The sequence below is a fragment of the Aliihoeflea sp. 40Bstr573 genome, from assembly GCF_024105655.1.
Lineage (GTDB): Bacteria > Pseudomonadota > Alphaproteobacteria > Rhizobiales > Rhizobiaceae > Aliihoeflea.
Genome location: NZ_JAAAMH010000002.1, coordinates 276,327 through 290,784 on the forward strand (window position 1 = coordinate 276,327; position 14,458 = coordinate 290,784).

Below are 14,458 nucleotides of genomic sequence, written 5' to 3' on the forward strand. Positions count from 1 at the left end.
GCCTTCGGCTGACAGATAGGCCAAAACGCGGGCATGGCAAAGCAAGAAGGATTATCTCGGGGGCTGGCCAACCTAAATCGATTAGAGTATACGAAAACGCAACGATAGCAGCGAGCTTTATGCGCATGACAAGCACGACCATTCCCGTCGAGCCTTTCGATTTCGTCATCTTTGGCGGCACCGGCGATCTTGCCGAGCGAAAGCTTCTTCCCGCACTCTACCAGCGCCAGAAGGCAGGGCAGTTCTCCGAGCCGACGCGGATTTTCGGCGCCTCCCGATCGGAACTGTCGGACGACGCGTTTCGCGAGTTTGCGCGCAAGGCGATTGCCGAGCATGTGCCGGCGGCGGACATCGAAGACGGTCAGGTCGAGCGGTTCCTCAAGCGCGTCGTCTATGTTCAGGTCGACGCCAGATCGGGCGAAGGTTTCAGCCAGTTGAAGGATGCAATTGGCGATACCGACCGCATCCGCGCCTTCTATTTGGCGGTCGCTCCTTCCCTCTTTGGCGACATTGCATCCAATCTGGAGAAGGCCCGGCTGGTGACGCCGGCAAGCCGCATCATCGTGGAAAAGCCGATCGGTCGCGACCTCGCCTCGGCCAGGGAACTGAACGATGCGATCGGCAGGGTTTTCGACGAGCAGCAGATCTTCCGCATCGACCACTACCTCGGCAAGGAGACGGTGCAGAACCTGATGGTGCTGCGCTTTGCCAATGCGCTTTACGAGCCGCTCTGGAACTCGGCCCATATCGACCACGTGCAGATTACGGTCGCCGAATCCGTGGGGTTGGAGGGACGGGTTTCCTATTACGACAAGGCGGGCGCGCTGCGCGACATGGTGCAGAACCACATGCTGCAGCTCTTGTGCCTCGTCGCGATGGAGGCACCCGCCGCGCTCGATGCGGACGCAGTGCGCGACGAGAAGCTGAAGGTGCTGCGCGCTCTGAAGCGCGTCAATGGCAGCGATTCCTCGAAGCTCACCGTGCGCGGGCAGTACAAGGCCGGCGCATCGGCGGGTGGCGCGGTGAAATCCTATGCCGACGAACTCGGCCAGGAGAGCGGGACCGAAACCTTCGTCGCGATCAAGGCGGAGATCGAGAACTGGCGTTGGGCAGGCGTGCCCTTCTACCTCAGGACCGGAAAGCGGCTGGCCGAACGGGTCTCGGAAATCGTCATCGAGTTCAAGCCGATCCCGCATTCGATCTTCGAGGAGAGCGCCGGCAATATCGTCGCCAACCAGCTCGTTATCCGGCTCCAGCCCGATGAGGGCGTCAAGCAGTTCATCATGATCAAGGACCCCGGTCCGGGCGGCATGCGGCTTCGCAACGTCGCGCTCGACATGAGCTTTGCGCAGGCCTTCGACGTGCGCAATCCGGACGCCTATGAGCGGCTGATCATGGACGTGGTGCGCGGCAACCAGACGCTGTTCATGCGCCGCGACGAGGTCGAGGCCGCATGGCGCTGGATCGACCCCATCCTCGAAGCCTGGGACGAAAACCAGCAGGGCGTGCAGGGCTATACGTCGGGGACATGGGGTCCGTCGGGCTCGATCGCGCTGATCGAGCGCGACGGGCGGACCTGGCACGAGAGTATCTGAGATGCTGGAATTTCCCGATTCCGATGCAGTCGCGGAGGCGCTGGCAGCCGATGTCGCGGGCAAGCTGTCGGATGCGATTGCCAAACGAGGTCGAGCGACGCTGGCGGTTTCGGGCGGGACCACGCCGGAGCGCTTCTTCGACGCCCTGTCGCGGCGCGCGCTCGACTGGCCGAAGGTGATCGTGACGCTGGTGGACGAACGCTTCGTGCCGCCGGACCATCCGCGGTCGAACGAGAAGCTGGTGCGCGAGCGGCTTCTGGTGAACGAGGCGCGTCTGGCCCGCTTCGTGCCGCTCTACGGCAAGGGCGGCGATGTGGAAAATGCGGCGCGGCAGGCTGGCGCGGGCGTAGCGCTCCTCGGCCGTCCCATCGACGTCGTCGTGCTCGGCATGGGAACGGATGGCCATACGGCGTCTTTTTTCGCCGATGCCGAAAACCTTCCGCAGTTGACCGATCCGGATCAACAGGTACCCGTCCTGCCTGTCTATGCTCCGAGCGCAGGAGAGCCGCGGCTGACGCTTTCGCTCCCCCTCATCTGCAATGCCCGCGCGATCTTCCTACATATCGAGGGCGCGCAAAAGCGCGCCGTACTGGAAACGGCCGCCGCCGAGGACCTTCCCATCGCGAAAGTGCTCGCCGCCGCCCAAACACCTGTCGTCACCTACTGGGCGCCATAGAAAGTCGAGCGATCATGAGCCTCCACCAGACCGTCGCCGCCGTCACTGACCGCATCCGCGAGCGCTCGCGGAGCGCGCGCGAGACCTATCTCGAGCGCGTCGAGGCGCAGATTTCACGCGGCGTGCATCGCTCGGTGCTGTCCTGCGGCAACCTCGCCCACGGTTTTGCCGCTTGCAGCGTCTCCGACAAGGCGGCACTCGCCGGCGACGTGGTGCCCAATCTGGGCATCATCACGTCCTACAACGACATGCTTTCGGCGCATCAACCCTTCGAGACCTATCCGCAAGTGATCAAGGATGCCGCGCACGAGGCGGGCGGCGTCGCGCAAGTGGCGGGCGGGGTGCCGGCGATGTGCGATGGCGTCACCCAGGGCCAGCCGGGAATGGAAATGTCGCTCTTCTCGCGCGACGTGATCGCCATGGCGACGGCCATCGGCCTGTCGCACAATATGTTCGACGCCGCGGTCTATCTCGGCGTCTGCGACAAGATCGTGCCCGGCCTGACGATCGCGGCCTTCACCTTCGGCCATCTGCCCGCGATCTTCGTGCCGGCCGGGCCGATGACGACGGGCCTGCCGAACGACGAAAAGGCGCGCGTGCGCCAGCTTTACGCCGAAGGCAAGGTGGGTCGCGCCGAACTGCTCGAGGCGGAATCGAAATCCTATCACGGGCCGGGCACCTGCACCTTCTACGGCACGGCCAATTCGAACCAGATGCTGATGGAGATGATGGGGCTGCACACTCCCGGCTCGTCCTTCGTCAATCCGGGCACGCCGCTGCGCGAGGCGCTGACACGCGAGGCTGCCAGGCGCGCGCTGGCGATCACCGCGCTCGGCAACGAGTTCACGCCGGTCGGGCGGATGATCGACGAGCGTTCCATCGTCAACGGCGTTGTCGGCCTGCACGCGACGGGCGGGTCGACCAATCACACGATCCATTTGATCGCGATGGCGGCTGCCGCCGGCATCAAGCTGACCTGGCAGGACATATCGGACCTTTCCGATGTCGTGCCGCTGCTTGCGCGCGTCTATCCGAACGGGCTCGCCGACGTGAACCATTTCCACGCCGCAGGCGGGCTCGGCTTCCTGATCCGCGAACTTCTCGACGCAGGTCTCGCGCATGAGGATGTGCAGACCGTCTGGGGCGAAGGGCTGCGGCCCTACGCCGTGGAAGCGAAGCTCGGGCCGGACGGAACCGTGGCGCGCGAGCCGGCGCCCGCGGTCAGCGGCAACGAAAAGGTTCTCGCCCCCTTCCCCAAGGCCTTCCAGCCGACAGGCGGGCTGAAGGTCCTGAAGGGCAATCTCGGCGCGGCGATCATCAAGACCTCCGCCGTCAAGCCCGAGCAGCGCGTCATCGAGGCGTCGGCCAAGGTCTTCGACAGTCAGGAAGCGCTCAATGCCGCCTTCAAGGCGGGCGAGCTCGACTGCGATTTTGTCGCGGTGGTGCGCTTCCAGGGGCCGAAGGCGAACGGAATGCCCGAACTTCACCGCCTGACGACCGTGCTCGGCATCCTGCAGGACCGCGGTCACAAGGTCGCGCTCGTGACCGACGGGCGCATGTCGGGCGCGTCGGGCAAGGTGCCGGCAGCGATCCACGTCACGCCCGAGGCGCTGGACGGCGGCACCATCGGCAAGATCCGCGACGGCGACATCGTGCTGGTCGACGGCGAGATCGGCGCGCTGCAGGTCGAGGTGGATGCGGCGGAGCTGGCCGCGCGGCCGGTCGAACTGCCGGATCTGTCGGCCAACGGGTTCGGGCTGGGGCGCGAACTGTTCGAGAACTTCAGGCAAGTGGCCGGACGCGCCGATCAGGGCGCGGCGGTGTTTTGATCTTTGGAGAACGTTGAAGGTAGCCGGAGCTACCCCCCACCCCTTACCCAAGGGGGAGGGATGCAGGGTGGGGGTAGCCTCGCGCGGCTCTTCGCCAGTTAGGGTAACGGCAAGTCCTTATTTTCCTCACGCCGCAGCCGTGCAGCACCGGCACCCTGCGGCGAAAGCACCGGCACGAAAACGCGGCGCGAGGCGCGCTGCGTGACGGGAAGACCCTGGTAAACGCGCTTTTGCGCCTCGACCACCAGAACACCGGCAAAGACCGGCCAGAAGCGGCGACCGGTGCGCTCGAGAAGCGAATAGAGCTGCATCATGAAACGGCGCTCCATCGGCGGGAAATGCAGCGCGTCGGACCATGGGCCGGGGGTGAAATTCGCGTCGCGCAGGAGGCTGGACAACTGGCCCCGCGAGAACGGCCGGCCGGTGCCGAAGGGCGTGTGCTCCATGCGCGCCCAAACGCCGCGCCGGTTGGGAACGACCAGCACCAGACGGCCGCCAGGCGCCAGCACGCGCCACATCTCGACCAGCATCTCGCGCGGGTTTTCGGCATGTTCCAAGGCGTGGACGAGCAGGATGCGGTCGACGGACGAGTCGTGGAGCGGCAATTCCTCTTCGAAGACCAACGCAGTCGTGCACGGCTTGCCGGGCGGCCAGGGAACGGCGCCCTGCTGGGCCGGCATGAAGGCGAAGACACGGTCGGCATCCGTGCCGAATCGCTCAAGCCAGGGCAGCGCGTACCCCAGGCCGACGAGGCGTTCGCGGCTCAGGTTCGCCCAGACCGACGAGATGCCCATCGCGATCGATCGTTCGGCGAGCTTGCCGAGCGTCGTGGCGTAAAAGGCGCGCAGATCGACGATGTCGTTTCTCATGATGTGAAAACTAGCCGCGCCTCGGTGACTTTGCAAAGCCGCCGCCCTATCGTTTGCGCCAAGACGAAGGAGAATTCGATGGGACTGCAAGTCGAGCAATTCATGTGCCGCACCGATAATTTCGGCATCCTTATCCGAGACGAGGCGACGGGGACGGTCGGGCTGATCGACGCGCCGGAGGAAGGGCCGATCCTCCAGGCCATCGAGCGGACCGGCTGGACGCCGAGCGTCCTTTTCGTCACCCATCACCACCCCGACCATGTCGAGGCCAATCTGGCGCTGAAGGCGCGGTTCAAGCTGAAGATCGTCGGGCCGAAAGCGGAGGCGGCGAAGATTCCCGGTATCGACGAGACGGTGGAGGAAGGCTCCGACCTGACCTTCGGCGAGGAGCAGGTGCGGGTGATCGAGACGCCGGGCCACACGGCGGGGCATGTCAGCTATGTCTTCGAAAAGTCGGGCGTGGCGTTCACCGCCGACACGCTGTTCGCGCTCGGCTGCGGGCGGCTTTTTGAGGGCACGCCGGCGACGATGCACGCTTCGCTCAAGAAGCTTGCCGCCATTCCCCCGGCCACCACGGTTTATTGCGGCCACGAATACACGCTCTCCAATGCGCGCTTCGCGATGAGCATCGACCCGACCAACCCGGCGCTGAAGGAGCGGGTGACGAAGATCGAGGCTCTGCGCGCTCAGGGCAAGCCGACGCTGCCGACGACGATTGGCGAGGAACTGTCGACCAATCCGTTCCTGCGCCCGCACGACCCGGCGATTCGCAAGGGGCTGGGGATGGAAAAGGCGAGCGACGCCGAGGTGTTCGCGGAGATTCGGAAGCGCAAGGACGTCTCTTAAGCCAGAACGCCAAGCAGGATCGCGATCTGGGCGGCGATGTAGATGACCCAGATTGCCGGTCCGGTGATCGCGCGCTGCGGTGCCTCCGGACGCAGCAGGAAGTGTTCGGCGGCAAGGGTGGCATCCGAGGCGATGAAGAGCAGCGCTCCGGCCATCACGGCGAGCGACTGCGTGGTAAAGGCGGCGACCCCCATGGCGACGATGGCGAGCATGTAGGCCAATACGGCCGGGCGCATCGCCCCGCGGAGGACGGGCCAGAGCCGGGCCAGCATGACGATGCCGAAGGCGCAGACGGAGAGCGCGGCGGCGAGACGCCACGGCTCGGCGACGAGGATCGCAAGGCCCCCGCTGCCGGTTGCGAACAGCACGACATAGGCGATGTGGGCGGCGAGGAAGGCGCCGAGGCCGGCGAGGAACAGACGGTCATCATCCTCCTGCGCGAGCGCCAGATCGCCGAGCGCGCTCATGGCAAGGGCGGCGGTGAGCAACCACGGTCCGCCTTCCATGAAGCTCAGCCAGGCGAGCGCGGCGAGCGGGACGGTCTTGATCGCGCTCCGCTTCCACGTGACCGGCAGAGGGCGGGCGTAGAGATAGATGATGGCGGCGAGGACCGCGAGGACCAGCGCGCCGTTTGCCTGCGCTTCGAGGCCTCCGGGAAAGGGCAGCATCAGGCCTGAACCGGACGGCGGCGAACGAGCATGTTCTTCGCCGCCAGCGCCGCGCCCGCAGTGATGAGCAGGCAGGCGGCAAGGATGTGCAGGGTGGCAGCTGCCGCGCCGGCCGCGATCAGCACCAGCGTCGACAGGAGCGGCGCGGCATAGCTCGCCGCACCCAGAACCTGGATGTTGCCGTGCTTGACGCCGTGATCCCAGGTGTAGAATGCAGCGCCGACGGGCATCAGGCCGAGGCCAAGGACGGCAAGCCACTCGCCCGTGCCTTGCGGCCAGATCGTCTCTTCCAGCGCGAGATGGCAAACGAATGAGAGGAGCGCGGTGGCGAGGCAGAACCATGTGACCATCGAGGTCGGGACGGCTGCGAAACGGCGGGACAGGAGCGAATAGCCGGACCAGAAGATGGCGCAGACGGCCGCCATCGCATAGCCGAACGCATAGGTCGCGTCGAAGGCGAGATTGCCGCCATTCGTCACGATCAGGAAAGTGCCGGCAAGACCCATCAGCGCCCCGGCGACATGGTGCCAGCCCAGCCGCTCGCCCGGCATCAGAGCCGAGCCAAGTACGATCAGGAGCGGCCACAAATAGGCGATGAGGCTCGCTTCGACGGCCGGCGCATTGCGCAGGGCGGTGAAGTAGAAGAAGTGGTAGCCGAAGAGGCCGCCAATGCCGACCACCCAGACGATCGGCGGGATGTTCATGCGTTCCCGCGGCGGCGCGGCAACGCGCATGGCAAGGCCGACGAGCGTGCCAACGGTAAAGGTGAGCCCTGAAAGCAGGAAGGGCGGCACATTGCCGGATGCGGCGGTGAAGAGCGCGAGCAGCGCCCACATGATGACCGCCGAGAATCCGATTGCCGTCGCCCGCGCCATGGTCTGTCCCCGTTTGGAGGTGGCGTAGCGCGGGGCGTGCGGCGGTGCAAGCTTACTGCGTGCGCATGGTCTGCGCGACGATGCGCACCGTGCCGATCTGGGTGCCGATGGAGGCGTCGACGGGGGCGTAGAAGCCGGTCTCGGCGAGCGGGGCGAAGGCGATGGTGATGCGCGAGCGATCGCGCAGATATTTCAGCGCCGAACGGCTGGGACGATAGCCGGCCACCGGCTCGAACTTGGCTGCACAGGTCACCTGCCCGCCAGACGAACCAGCCGGGGACAGCCGCAGATCGGCCCGCATTTCTCCGTCATAGATGCGGATCGTGCGGTTGCAGACCTCGGCGGGGCTTGCCGCGCGGACCAGCGTCGATGAGATCGGATCGACGACGGAGGTCAGGTGGTCGTCCTGAAGGTGAACCCAGTCGCCCTGGCGCGGGCGCGAGGGCGGGACGTTCTCGGTGGCCGTGACGGTGCCATCGGAAAAGCGGATGGCGGTGCGCTGCGTCTTCTTGTCGGAGCGATAGTTGAGGTCGTAGCTGCGCGGCGCGGTGCCCGTCTGCGACAGGCCACCGGAGACCGACGTGGTGCCTTGCGTGCTATCGAACAGCCGCGCTACGCCAGCGCTGGCAAGCGAGCCGTCGATGCGGAAATCGTCATCGCCGATGACGCTCGTGAAGGACGCCTTGCCGACTGGAATGCCCATCAGCGTGATCGAATAATCTGTCTGGAAGGTCTGTGCGGCGCTGGCCGAACCTGCGGCGGCCAGAATCGTCAACAGGGCGGCGTACATGGTGCGGACCATGCGGAATCTCCATGAATTTCGCAGCAGACCGCCCCTTCCCGCCTGCCTGTTTGTCGTTTCCTCTTTGATCGTGCGAATTCGGCGAATATATGTTGTCTCCAGCCGCACCCCTCGCGCTTGACCCGAACGGGAAATGCAACTAAGGAACGGCAACTTTTCCATGAGGCCGCCTGACATGACCCCGCGCGCCGACCATTTGGTGCGGGTTCGGGTCGTCGGGACGGTTTTGAGAAACTGAAGGTTTGAGACTATGTCCCGCGCATGTGAATTGACCGGCAAGGCCGTGATGACCGGCAACAATGTCAGCCACGCCAACAACAAGACCCGTCGTCGCTTCCTGCCGAATCTCGTCAATGTGACGCTGATGTCGGAAGTGCTGAACCAGAATGTGCGCCTGCGCATTTCGGCGAACGCGCTGCGTTCGGTCGAACACCGCGGCGGCCTCGACGCCTTCCTTTTGAAGGCCGGCGTCAGCGATCTTTCGCAGCGCGCGCGCCTGCTCAAGAAGCAGATCGCCAAGAAGACGCAGGAACAGGCTACCGCCTGATTTCGTCCGTCTAGCCCTATCGACGGCGGGTGTTCCTTCATCGAAGGCGCCCGCCGACTGGTTCCATAACCCAGGTTAAAAAAATGCAGACCCAGAACGTTACCGTTTGGCCCTTCGTGGCCGCGATGGCCACCATCGTCGTCGCATCCAATATCCTCGTCCAGTTTCCCTTCCCGCATTTCGGCCTCCAGGATCTTCTGACCTGGGGCGCGTTCACCTATCCGATCGCGTTCCTCGTCACGGACCTCACCAATCGTCGGTTCGGTCCGGCTGCGGCGCGCAAGGTCGTGCTCGTCGGCTTTGCCATCGCGATCGTGCTGTCGGTTTGGCTGGCGACGCCGCGCATTGCCATCGCCTCTGGTTCGGCCTTCCTTGTCGCACAGCTGCTCGACGTCGCGATCTTCGACAGGCTCCGCCGGAACGCCTGGTGGCAGGCGCCGCTGATCTCGACCGTCATCGGCTCTCTCGTCGACACCGCCCTTTTCTTCTCGCTCGCCTTCGCCGCGCGGTTCGCCATGCTGGACACGGCGTTCGGGCTGGAAGACGGATCGCTGGGCTTTCCGGTGCCGCTCCTGGGTGCGGAAGTGCCGCTCTGGCTGTCGCTGGCGCTCGGCGACCTCGTCGTGAAGATCGGGCTCGGCGTCGCGATGCTCGGGCCTTACGGGGCACTGTTGTCGGTGCTGCGTCCGGCGCCCGCGGTGCGGTAATTTCGGCGCGGCCGCGCGCAAGCCCTCATTCCTCTGCCAGTTCGAACTCTAGATAGAGATTGCGCTGGATCCACGACTGGTTGTCATCCGACATGAGCGCGACGATCAGGCGACCGTCGGTGCGGCGGAAGACGTCGAGCGCTTCCATGTTGTCGACATGGTAGGCCATATTGGCGTCGAGAAGGATGTCACCGTCGACCAACGCACCGGGGCGGATGTTGTCTACCGGTATCAGCCGCAGGCGCATCGCGACGCCGCGCGCGTAGGAGAAGCGGCGTTCGAGCAGAAGCAGGTCGCCATCGGGCAGAAAGACACCGTCCGTAACGTCGAACTCGTCGGTGCGGCGTACCTTGAAGACGCCCTTGTGCGGCCCTTCCAGAACGGCGGCGAAGATGTTGCCCTCGCGATCGATCGATTTTTCGGCGACGACGATGCGGGCTCCGGCCAGTGGGCCATCGGCCGGCGCGCGGGCAACGGTTTCGAAGCCGGCATTGTAGCGCAGCTCGCCGCTCGGGATCAGAAAATCGAGATCGCGGATCGGGCCGGACATGGCGGCCGGATTCAGGCGATATTCGGAGACGCGGGCGCGGCGTTCGAAGGTGACCGTCGCGATGCCGTCATGGACCGAGATGCCCTCTGCGTCAACGCGCTCCTTGTCGTCGATCGGGCGGCCGGCTTCATCGACCATTTGCTGCATCGAAAAGTCGCCGAGACCCACCGGCACGCCATCCTCGTCTCGCTGGACCGCGCCGGAAAACCAATAACCGTGGTCGGCGACACCAACGAATTCTGTGCCCGCCGACAGGAATCGGAAGCCCGACAACTGACCGAATTCGCGCCGGTCTCCCGTCATCGAGAAGCCGCCGATGAAGGTCAGGCGGCCGTAATCGCCCTCCGCGCCGGCGACGCGGAATTTTGAAATCCGGCTGAATTCCAGTTCCACTGGAAAGGCGCCGGATGCGTGCGATGGTCCGGCCAGGCTTGCCAGCGCGAGCGATGCCGCCAGAAGACGGGCGATCATCCCGCCCGGCGCTGCTGGCCGCGCGCGGAGCGCGCCGTTTCTTCCTCGAAGAGGCTCGCGAGCTGCTCGGTCATCGCGCCCGCCAGTTCCTCGGCGTCCACAATGGTGACGGCGCGCCGATAGTAGCGCGTGACGTCGTGACCGATGCCGATGGCGAGAAGTTCGACGGGCGAGCGGGTCTCGATCAGGTCGATCGCGGCGCGCAGATGACGCTCCAGATAGTTGCCCGGATTGACCGAAAGCGTCGAATCGTCGACCGGCGCGCCGTCGGAGATCATCATCAGGATCTTGCGTTGCTCCGGCCGCGCGATCAGGCGCTGGTGCGCCCACAACAGCGCTTCGCCGTCGATGTTCTCCTTCAGCAGCCCTTCGCGCATCATCAGGCCAAGGTTGCGGCGCGCGCGGCGCCACGGCTCATCGGCGGACTTGTAGATGATGTGGCGCAGGTCGTTGAGGCGGCCAGGATTGGCGGGCTTGCCGCCCTTCAGCCACTTCTCGCGCGCCTGCCCACCCTTCCACGCGCGCGTGGTGAAGCCGAGAATTTCGACCGAGACGCCGCAGCGCTCCAGCGTGCGGGCAAGAATGTCGGCGCAGGTGGCGGCGACCGTGATGGGGCGGCCGCGCATGGAGCCGGAATTGTCGAGCACCAGCGTGACGACCGTGTCGCGGAAATTGGTGTCGCGCTCGCGCTTGAAGGAGAGCGGCTGCATCGGGTCGATGACGACGCGCACGAGGCGGGCAGGATCGAGCGAGCCCTCTTCGAGGTCGAACTCCCACGAGCGGTTCTGCTGCGCCATCAAACGACGCTGGAGACGGTTTGCGAGGCGCCCGACGACGCCCTGCAGATTGGCGAGCTGCTTGTCCAAAAAGGCGCGCAGGCGCTCCAGTTCCTCTTCGTCGCACAACTCGGCTGCGCTTATGGTCTCGTCGAACTCGCGGGTGAAGACCTTGTAGTCGATCTCCTTCGGCAGGTTGGCGAAAGGGTCGTTCGTGCGGCGCGTTTCGCCCGGCGTTTCGGCATCGAGCTCGTCGTCGTCGGCCATGTCGTCGGCGGACGCGTCGGTCGCCTCGGTTTCGCCGGCCTCCTGATCCTCGCTCGTCTCCTGCGATTCGTCGGCCTGGGACTGGTCGGAGCCCGAATCGTCCTCGCCGCCGTCGTCGGCCGAATCCTCACCTTCGGGCTGGTCGTCCTCATTGTCTTCGGTGTCGTCGGACTGCTCGTCCTCGGCAAGGTCCTCGGCCATGTCCATCGAGGCCAGCATGTCGCGCATGACGCGGGCGAAAGCCTGCTGGTCGTCGACACTGATCGCGAGGCCATCGAGGGTTTCGCCGGCCTTGTCCTCGATCCAGTCGCGCCAGAGCGAGACGACACGCTCGCCGCTCTTCGGCGCGGGGCGGCCGGTCAAGCGCTCGCGCACCATCAGCGCGACGGCCTCTTCCAGCGGAGCCTCGGATTGCTGGGTGACGGCGGCGAGATTCGCCTTCGAGTATCTGTCCTCCAGCATCGAGCCGATATTGTCGCCGACACCGGTCATCGCGCGCGAGCCGATCGCTTCGACCCGGGCCTGCTCGACCGCATCGAAAATCGCGCGCGCCTGTTTTCCCTGCGGCGCGAGCTTCGAATGGACGGTATTGTCGTGGCAGGCGCGGCGCAGCGCCATCGAATCGCCGAGGCCGCGGGTGACGGCAATGTCGTTTGCGCTCGGCTTGCGCGGCAGATCGGGCAAGCGGGCGCGGTTGCCGGCCAGGGCCGGCTTTTCCTTGGCGAAGCTGACCTCCATCTCCGCATCGCCGGAAATGGCACGCACGCATAGCGACAGCGCGCGCTTGAAGGCGTCGGTATCGGCGCCGTTGCCGCTCTTCGCTCTGGAATTATCGCCCGGTCCGGCCATCTCGTCCCGTTATGCCAGTACGACGTTGGCAGCGGATTCGGGCAGTTCCTGGCCGAAGGCACGCTGATAGAACTCGGCGACCACGCTGCGCTCGAGTTCGTCGCACTTGTTGAGGAAGGTGAGGCGGAAGGCGAAGCCGACATCCTTGAAGATGTCCGCATTTTCGGCCCAGGTGATGACCGTACGCGGGCTCATGACCGTCGACAGGTCGCCATTGACGAAGGCCGAACGCGTCATGTCGGCAACGCGGACCATCTTGTTGACGATGTCGCGGCCCTTGTCGTTGCGGAAGTGCTTGGCCTTGGCGAGGACGATGTTCACCTCGTCGTCATGCGGCAGATAGTTCAGTGTCGAGACGATGGACCAGCGGTCCATCTGCGCCTGGTTGATCTGCTGCGTGCCGTGATAAAGGCCCGTCGTATCGCCGAGGCCGACCGTGTTGGCGGTGGCGAAGATGCGGAAGGCGGGATGCGGGCGGATGACCCGGCTCTGGTCCAGCAGCGTCAGCCGGCCGGACGATTCCAGCACGCGCTGGATGACGAACATCACGTCCGGGCGACCGGCGTCGTATTCGTCGAAGACGAGCGCGACATTGTGCTGGTAGGCCCAGGGCAGGATGCCGTCCTTGAACTCGGTGACCTGCATGCCCTCACGCACCACGATGGCATCCTTGCCGACCAGGTCGATACGGGAGACGTGGCTGTCGAGATTGATGCGCACGCAGGGCCAGTTGAGGCGGGCGGCAACCTGCTCGATATGCGTCGACTTGCCCGTGCCGTGATAGCCCGAGATCATGACGCGGCGGTTGTAGGTGAAGCCGGCGAGGATCGCGAGCGTGGTCTGTTTGTCGAACAGATAGTCGGGGTCGATGTCCGGCACATGGCTGTCGGCAATCGAATAGGCCGGCACCACCATCTCGGATTCGAAGCCGAACTTCTCGCGAACCGAAACGGTCGTGTCAGGCAGGTTTGCGATGTCGCGGTCAACCTTGTTCATCTTGTCTCCACACACGGCAGCGCGGCCACCGTTCGTCAAATCTCTTTGCTGGCCATCGTTTACCAGACGGTGCGATCAACACAAACCCGCTTGTTTGAGCATCCGGTATGCCTGGATGACATCACGAAACCGGTCTTCGGAGGCACGGTCGCCGCCATTGGCATCAGGGTGATGCCGCTTCACCAGTTCCTTATAGCGCTGCTTGATCGCCGTTCCAGTCGCGGAAGGGTCCAGGCCCAAGGTTTCCATTGCTTTGGCCTCAAGCGACTTCAGCTTGCGGGTGCGCGGCCGGTCGGACGGATCGATGCCATCGTTGAACATGCCGTAGGGATCGCGCATGCGCCCGTTCGGCCCGGACCGGCCCGATCGCTTCTGCGAGAAATCGGGAGAGGCCTGCGCGCCCTTGTTGACGCCCATCTTCCAGGTCGGGCGGTGTCCCGTCAGCGCTTCCTTCTGGAAACGCGCGATGTCGCCTTCGGCAAGGCCGGAGAAATAATTGAAGCCCTTGTTGTACTCGCGCACATGGTCGAAGCAGAATTTGAAGTACTCGCCCTCCGCCATGCGCCCGACCGGGGCGCGGTGGGTGCCGGGCGCATCGCACCCGTCCCACTGGCACACGGGCGCGCTCGTGGCACGCTCTGCCTCGGGCGAGCGGCGGACCTTGATCTTCTCGAAATATTTCGAATAGGCGTTCATGGAAACTCGTTACCGTCGAACCGGGAATTATGGGTGCTTCGGCGCGCGAAACAAGAATTGACATTCTGCGGCCAATGAACGTCCTGCCGGTGATTCAGAAATCAGCGGCATCGCGCCGCATGAAGGAGACCAAGATGACGATCCAGACTGCCATCGAAACGAAGCTTCAGGAGCGCTTTCACCCCGACCGACTCGCGGTCATCAATGAAAGCCACCTCCATGCCGGTCACCATCATCAGCATTCGGGCGAACATGAGACGTTCGACGGCTCGGGCGAGACACATTTCCGCGTACGCATCGTCGCGCCCGAGTTCGCGGGCATGAGCCGAATTGAGCGCCACCGCGCCGTCAATGCCGCGCTCGCCGCCGAACTGGAGGCCGGCGTTCATGCGCTGGCGATCGAGCCGGCCGCACCGGGCGAGGCGACGCGCTGGTAGCG

Annotated in this window: 15 protein-coding genes; 7 read left to right on the forward strand and 8 right to left on the reverse strand. The window is 64.9% G+C overall.

Features of this window, described 5'->3' with window-relative positions; translation table 11 throughout:
• Nucleotides 1-125 precede the first annotated feature (125 nt).
• Genes zwf through edd form a run of 3 tightly spaced genes read left to right on the forward strand, consistent with a single transcriptional unit; the run spans nucleotide 126 to nucleotide 4,100 of the window.
• Nucleotides 126-1,595, forward strand: a complete 1,470-nt coding sequence (gene zwf / locus GTK01_RS04615; protein WP_252924671.1) for a glucose-6-phosphate dehydrogenase — start codon at nucleotides 126-128, stop codon at nucleotides 1,593-1,595.
• Between the two features lies 1 nt (nucleotide 1,596).
• Nucleotides 1,597-2,271, forward strand: a complete 675-nt coding sequence (gene pgl / locus GTK01_RS04620; protein ID WP_252924672.1) for a 6-phosphogluconolactonase — start codon at nucleotides 1,597-1,599, stop codon at nucleotides 2,269-2,271.
• A gap of 14 nt (nucleotides 2,272-2,285) precedes the next feature.
• The gene (edd, locus tag GTK01_RS04625; RefSeq protein ID WP_252924673.1) at nucleotides 2,286-4,100 is read left to right on the forward strand and encodes a phosphogluconate dehydratase; all 1,815 of its coding nucleotides are present in this window, start codon (nucleotides 2,286-2,288) and stop codon (nucleotides 4,098-4,100) included.
• 98 nt (nucleotides 4,101-4,198) lie between these two features.
• Here the strand turns inward: edd and GTK01_RS04630 are convergent, their stop codons facing one another.
• Nucleotides 4,199-4,969, reverse strand: a complete 771-nt coding sequence (locus GTK01_RS04630; protein WP_252924674.1) for a class I SAM-dependent methyltransferase — start codon at nucleotides 4,967-4,969, stop codon at nucleotides 4,199-4,201.
• Between the two features lie 78 nt (nucleotides 4,970-5,047).
• On the opposite strand from GTK01_RS04630, the gene gloB reads away from it, so the two are divergent.
• Nucleotides 5,048-5,815 carry a hydroxyacylglutathione hydrolase gene (gene gloB, locus GTK01_RS04635; RefSeq protein WP_252924675.1) on the forward strand — a complete coding sequence of 256 codons (768 nt, stop codon included), beginning with the start codon at nucleotides 5,048-5,050 and terminating at the stop codon, nucleotides 5,813-5,815.
• On the opposite strand, the gene GTK01_RS04640 is transcribed toward gloB, so the two are convergent.
• From GTK01_RS04640 to GTK01_RS04650, 3 genes are read right to left on the reverse strand one after another with little or no spacing between them, the layout of a single operon-like run.
• Nucleotides 5,812-6,483 carry a lysoplasmalogenase gene (locus GTK01_RS04640; RefSeq protein ID WP_252924676.1) on the reverse strand — a complete coding sequence of 224 codons (672 nt, stop codon included), beginning with the start codon at nucleotides 6,481-6,483 and terminating at the stop codon, nucleotides 5,812-5,814. The genes gloB and GTK01_RS04640 overlap by 4 nt on opposite strands.
• A complete protein-coding gene (locus GTK01_RS04645) occupies nucleotides 6,483-7,358 on the reverse strand; it encodes a DMT family transporter (protein WP_252924677.1) in 876 nt (291 codons plus the stop codon). The genes GTK01_RS04640 and GTK01_RS04645 overlap by 1 nt, the downstream gene beginning before the upstream one ends.
• 52 nt (nucleotides 7,359-7,410) lie before the next feature.
• Entirely contained in the window at nucleotides 7,411-8,160 is a 750-nt protein-coding gene (locus tag GTK01_RS04650) for a DUF3108 domain-containing protein (RefSeq protein ID WP_252924678.1), read from the reverse strand.
• A gap of 250 nt (nucleotides 8,161-8,410) precedes the next feature.
• On the opposite strand from GTK01_RS04650, the gene rpmB reads away from it, so the two are divergent.
• A complete protein-coding gene (gene rpmB / locus GTK01_RS04655; RefSeq protein ID WP_252924679.1) occupies nucleotides 8,411-8,707 on the forward strand; it encodes a 50S ribosomal protein L28 in 297 nt (98 codons plus the stop codon).
• Between the two features lie 83 nt (nucleotides 8,708-8,790).
• Nucleotides 8,791-9,414, forward strand: a complete 624-nt coding sequence (locus GTK01_RS04660) for a queuosine precursor transporter (RefSeq protein WP_252924680.1) — start codon at nucleotides 8,791-8,793, stop codon at nucleotides 9,412-9,414.
• 25 nt (nucleotides 9,415-9,439) lie between these two features.
• On the opposite strand, the gene GTK01_RS04665 is transcribed toward GTK01_RS04660, so the two are convergent.
• From GTK01_RS04665 to GTK01_RS04680, 4 genes are all read right to left on the reverse strand, one after another.
• Entirely contained in the window at nucleotides 9,440-10,435 is a 996-nt protein-coding gene (locus GTK01_RS04665; protein ID WP_252924681.1) for an esterase-like activity of phytase family protein, read from the reverse strand.
• Nucleotides 10,432-12,327: a cobaltochelatase subunit CobT gene (cobT, locus tag GTK01_RS04670; protein WP_252924682.1), complete on the reverse strand. Its 1,896-nt coding sequence runs from the start codon at nucleotides 12,325-12,327 to the stop codon at nucleotides 10,432-10,434. Before cobT ends, GTK01_RS04665 begins: the two co-directional genes overlap by 4 nt.
• 9 nt (nucleotides 12,328-12,336) lie before the next feature.
• Complete coding sequence (gene cobS / locus GTK01_RS04675; RefSeq protein WP_252924683.1) at nucleotides 12,337-13,323, reverse strand: cobaltochelatase subunit CobS; 987 nt, start codon at nucleotides 13,321-13,323, stop codon at nucleotides 12,337-12,339.
• Nucleotides 13,324-13,398: 75 nt separating this feature from the next.
• Nucleotides 13,399-14,019, reverse strand: a complete 621-nt coding sequence (locus GTK01_RS04680) for a J domain-containing protein (protein WP_252924684.1) — start codon at nucleotides 14,017-14,019, stop codon at nucleotides 13,399-13,401.
• Nucleotides 14,020-14,153: 134 nt separating this feature from the next.
• On the opposite strand from GTK01_RS04680, the gene GTK01_RS04685 reads away from it, so the two are divergent.
• Nucleotides 14,154-14,456, forward strand: a complete 303-nt coding sequence (locus GTK01_RS04685) for a BolA family transcriptional regulator (protein ID WP_252924685.1) — start codon at nucleotides 14,154-14,156, stop codon at nucleotides 14,454-14,456.
• The last annotated feature ends 2 nt before the right edge of the window (nucleotides 14,457-14,458 follow it).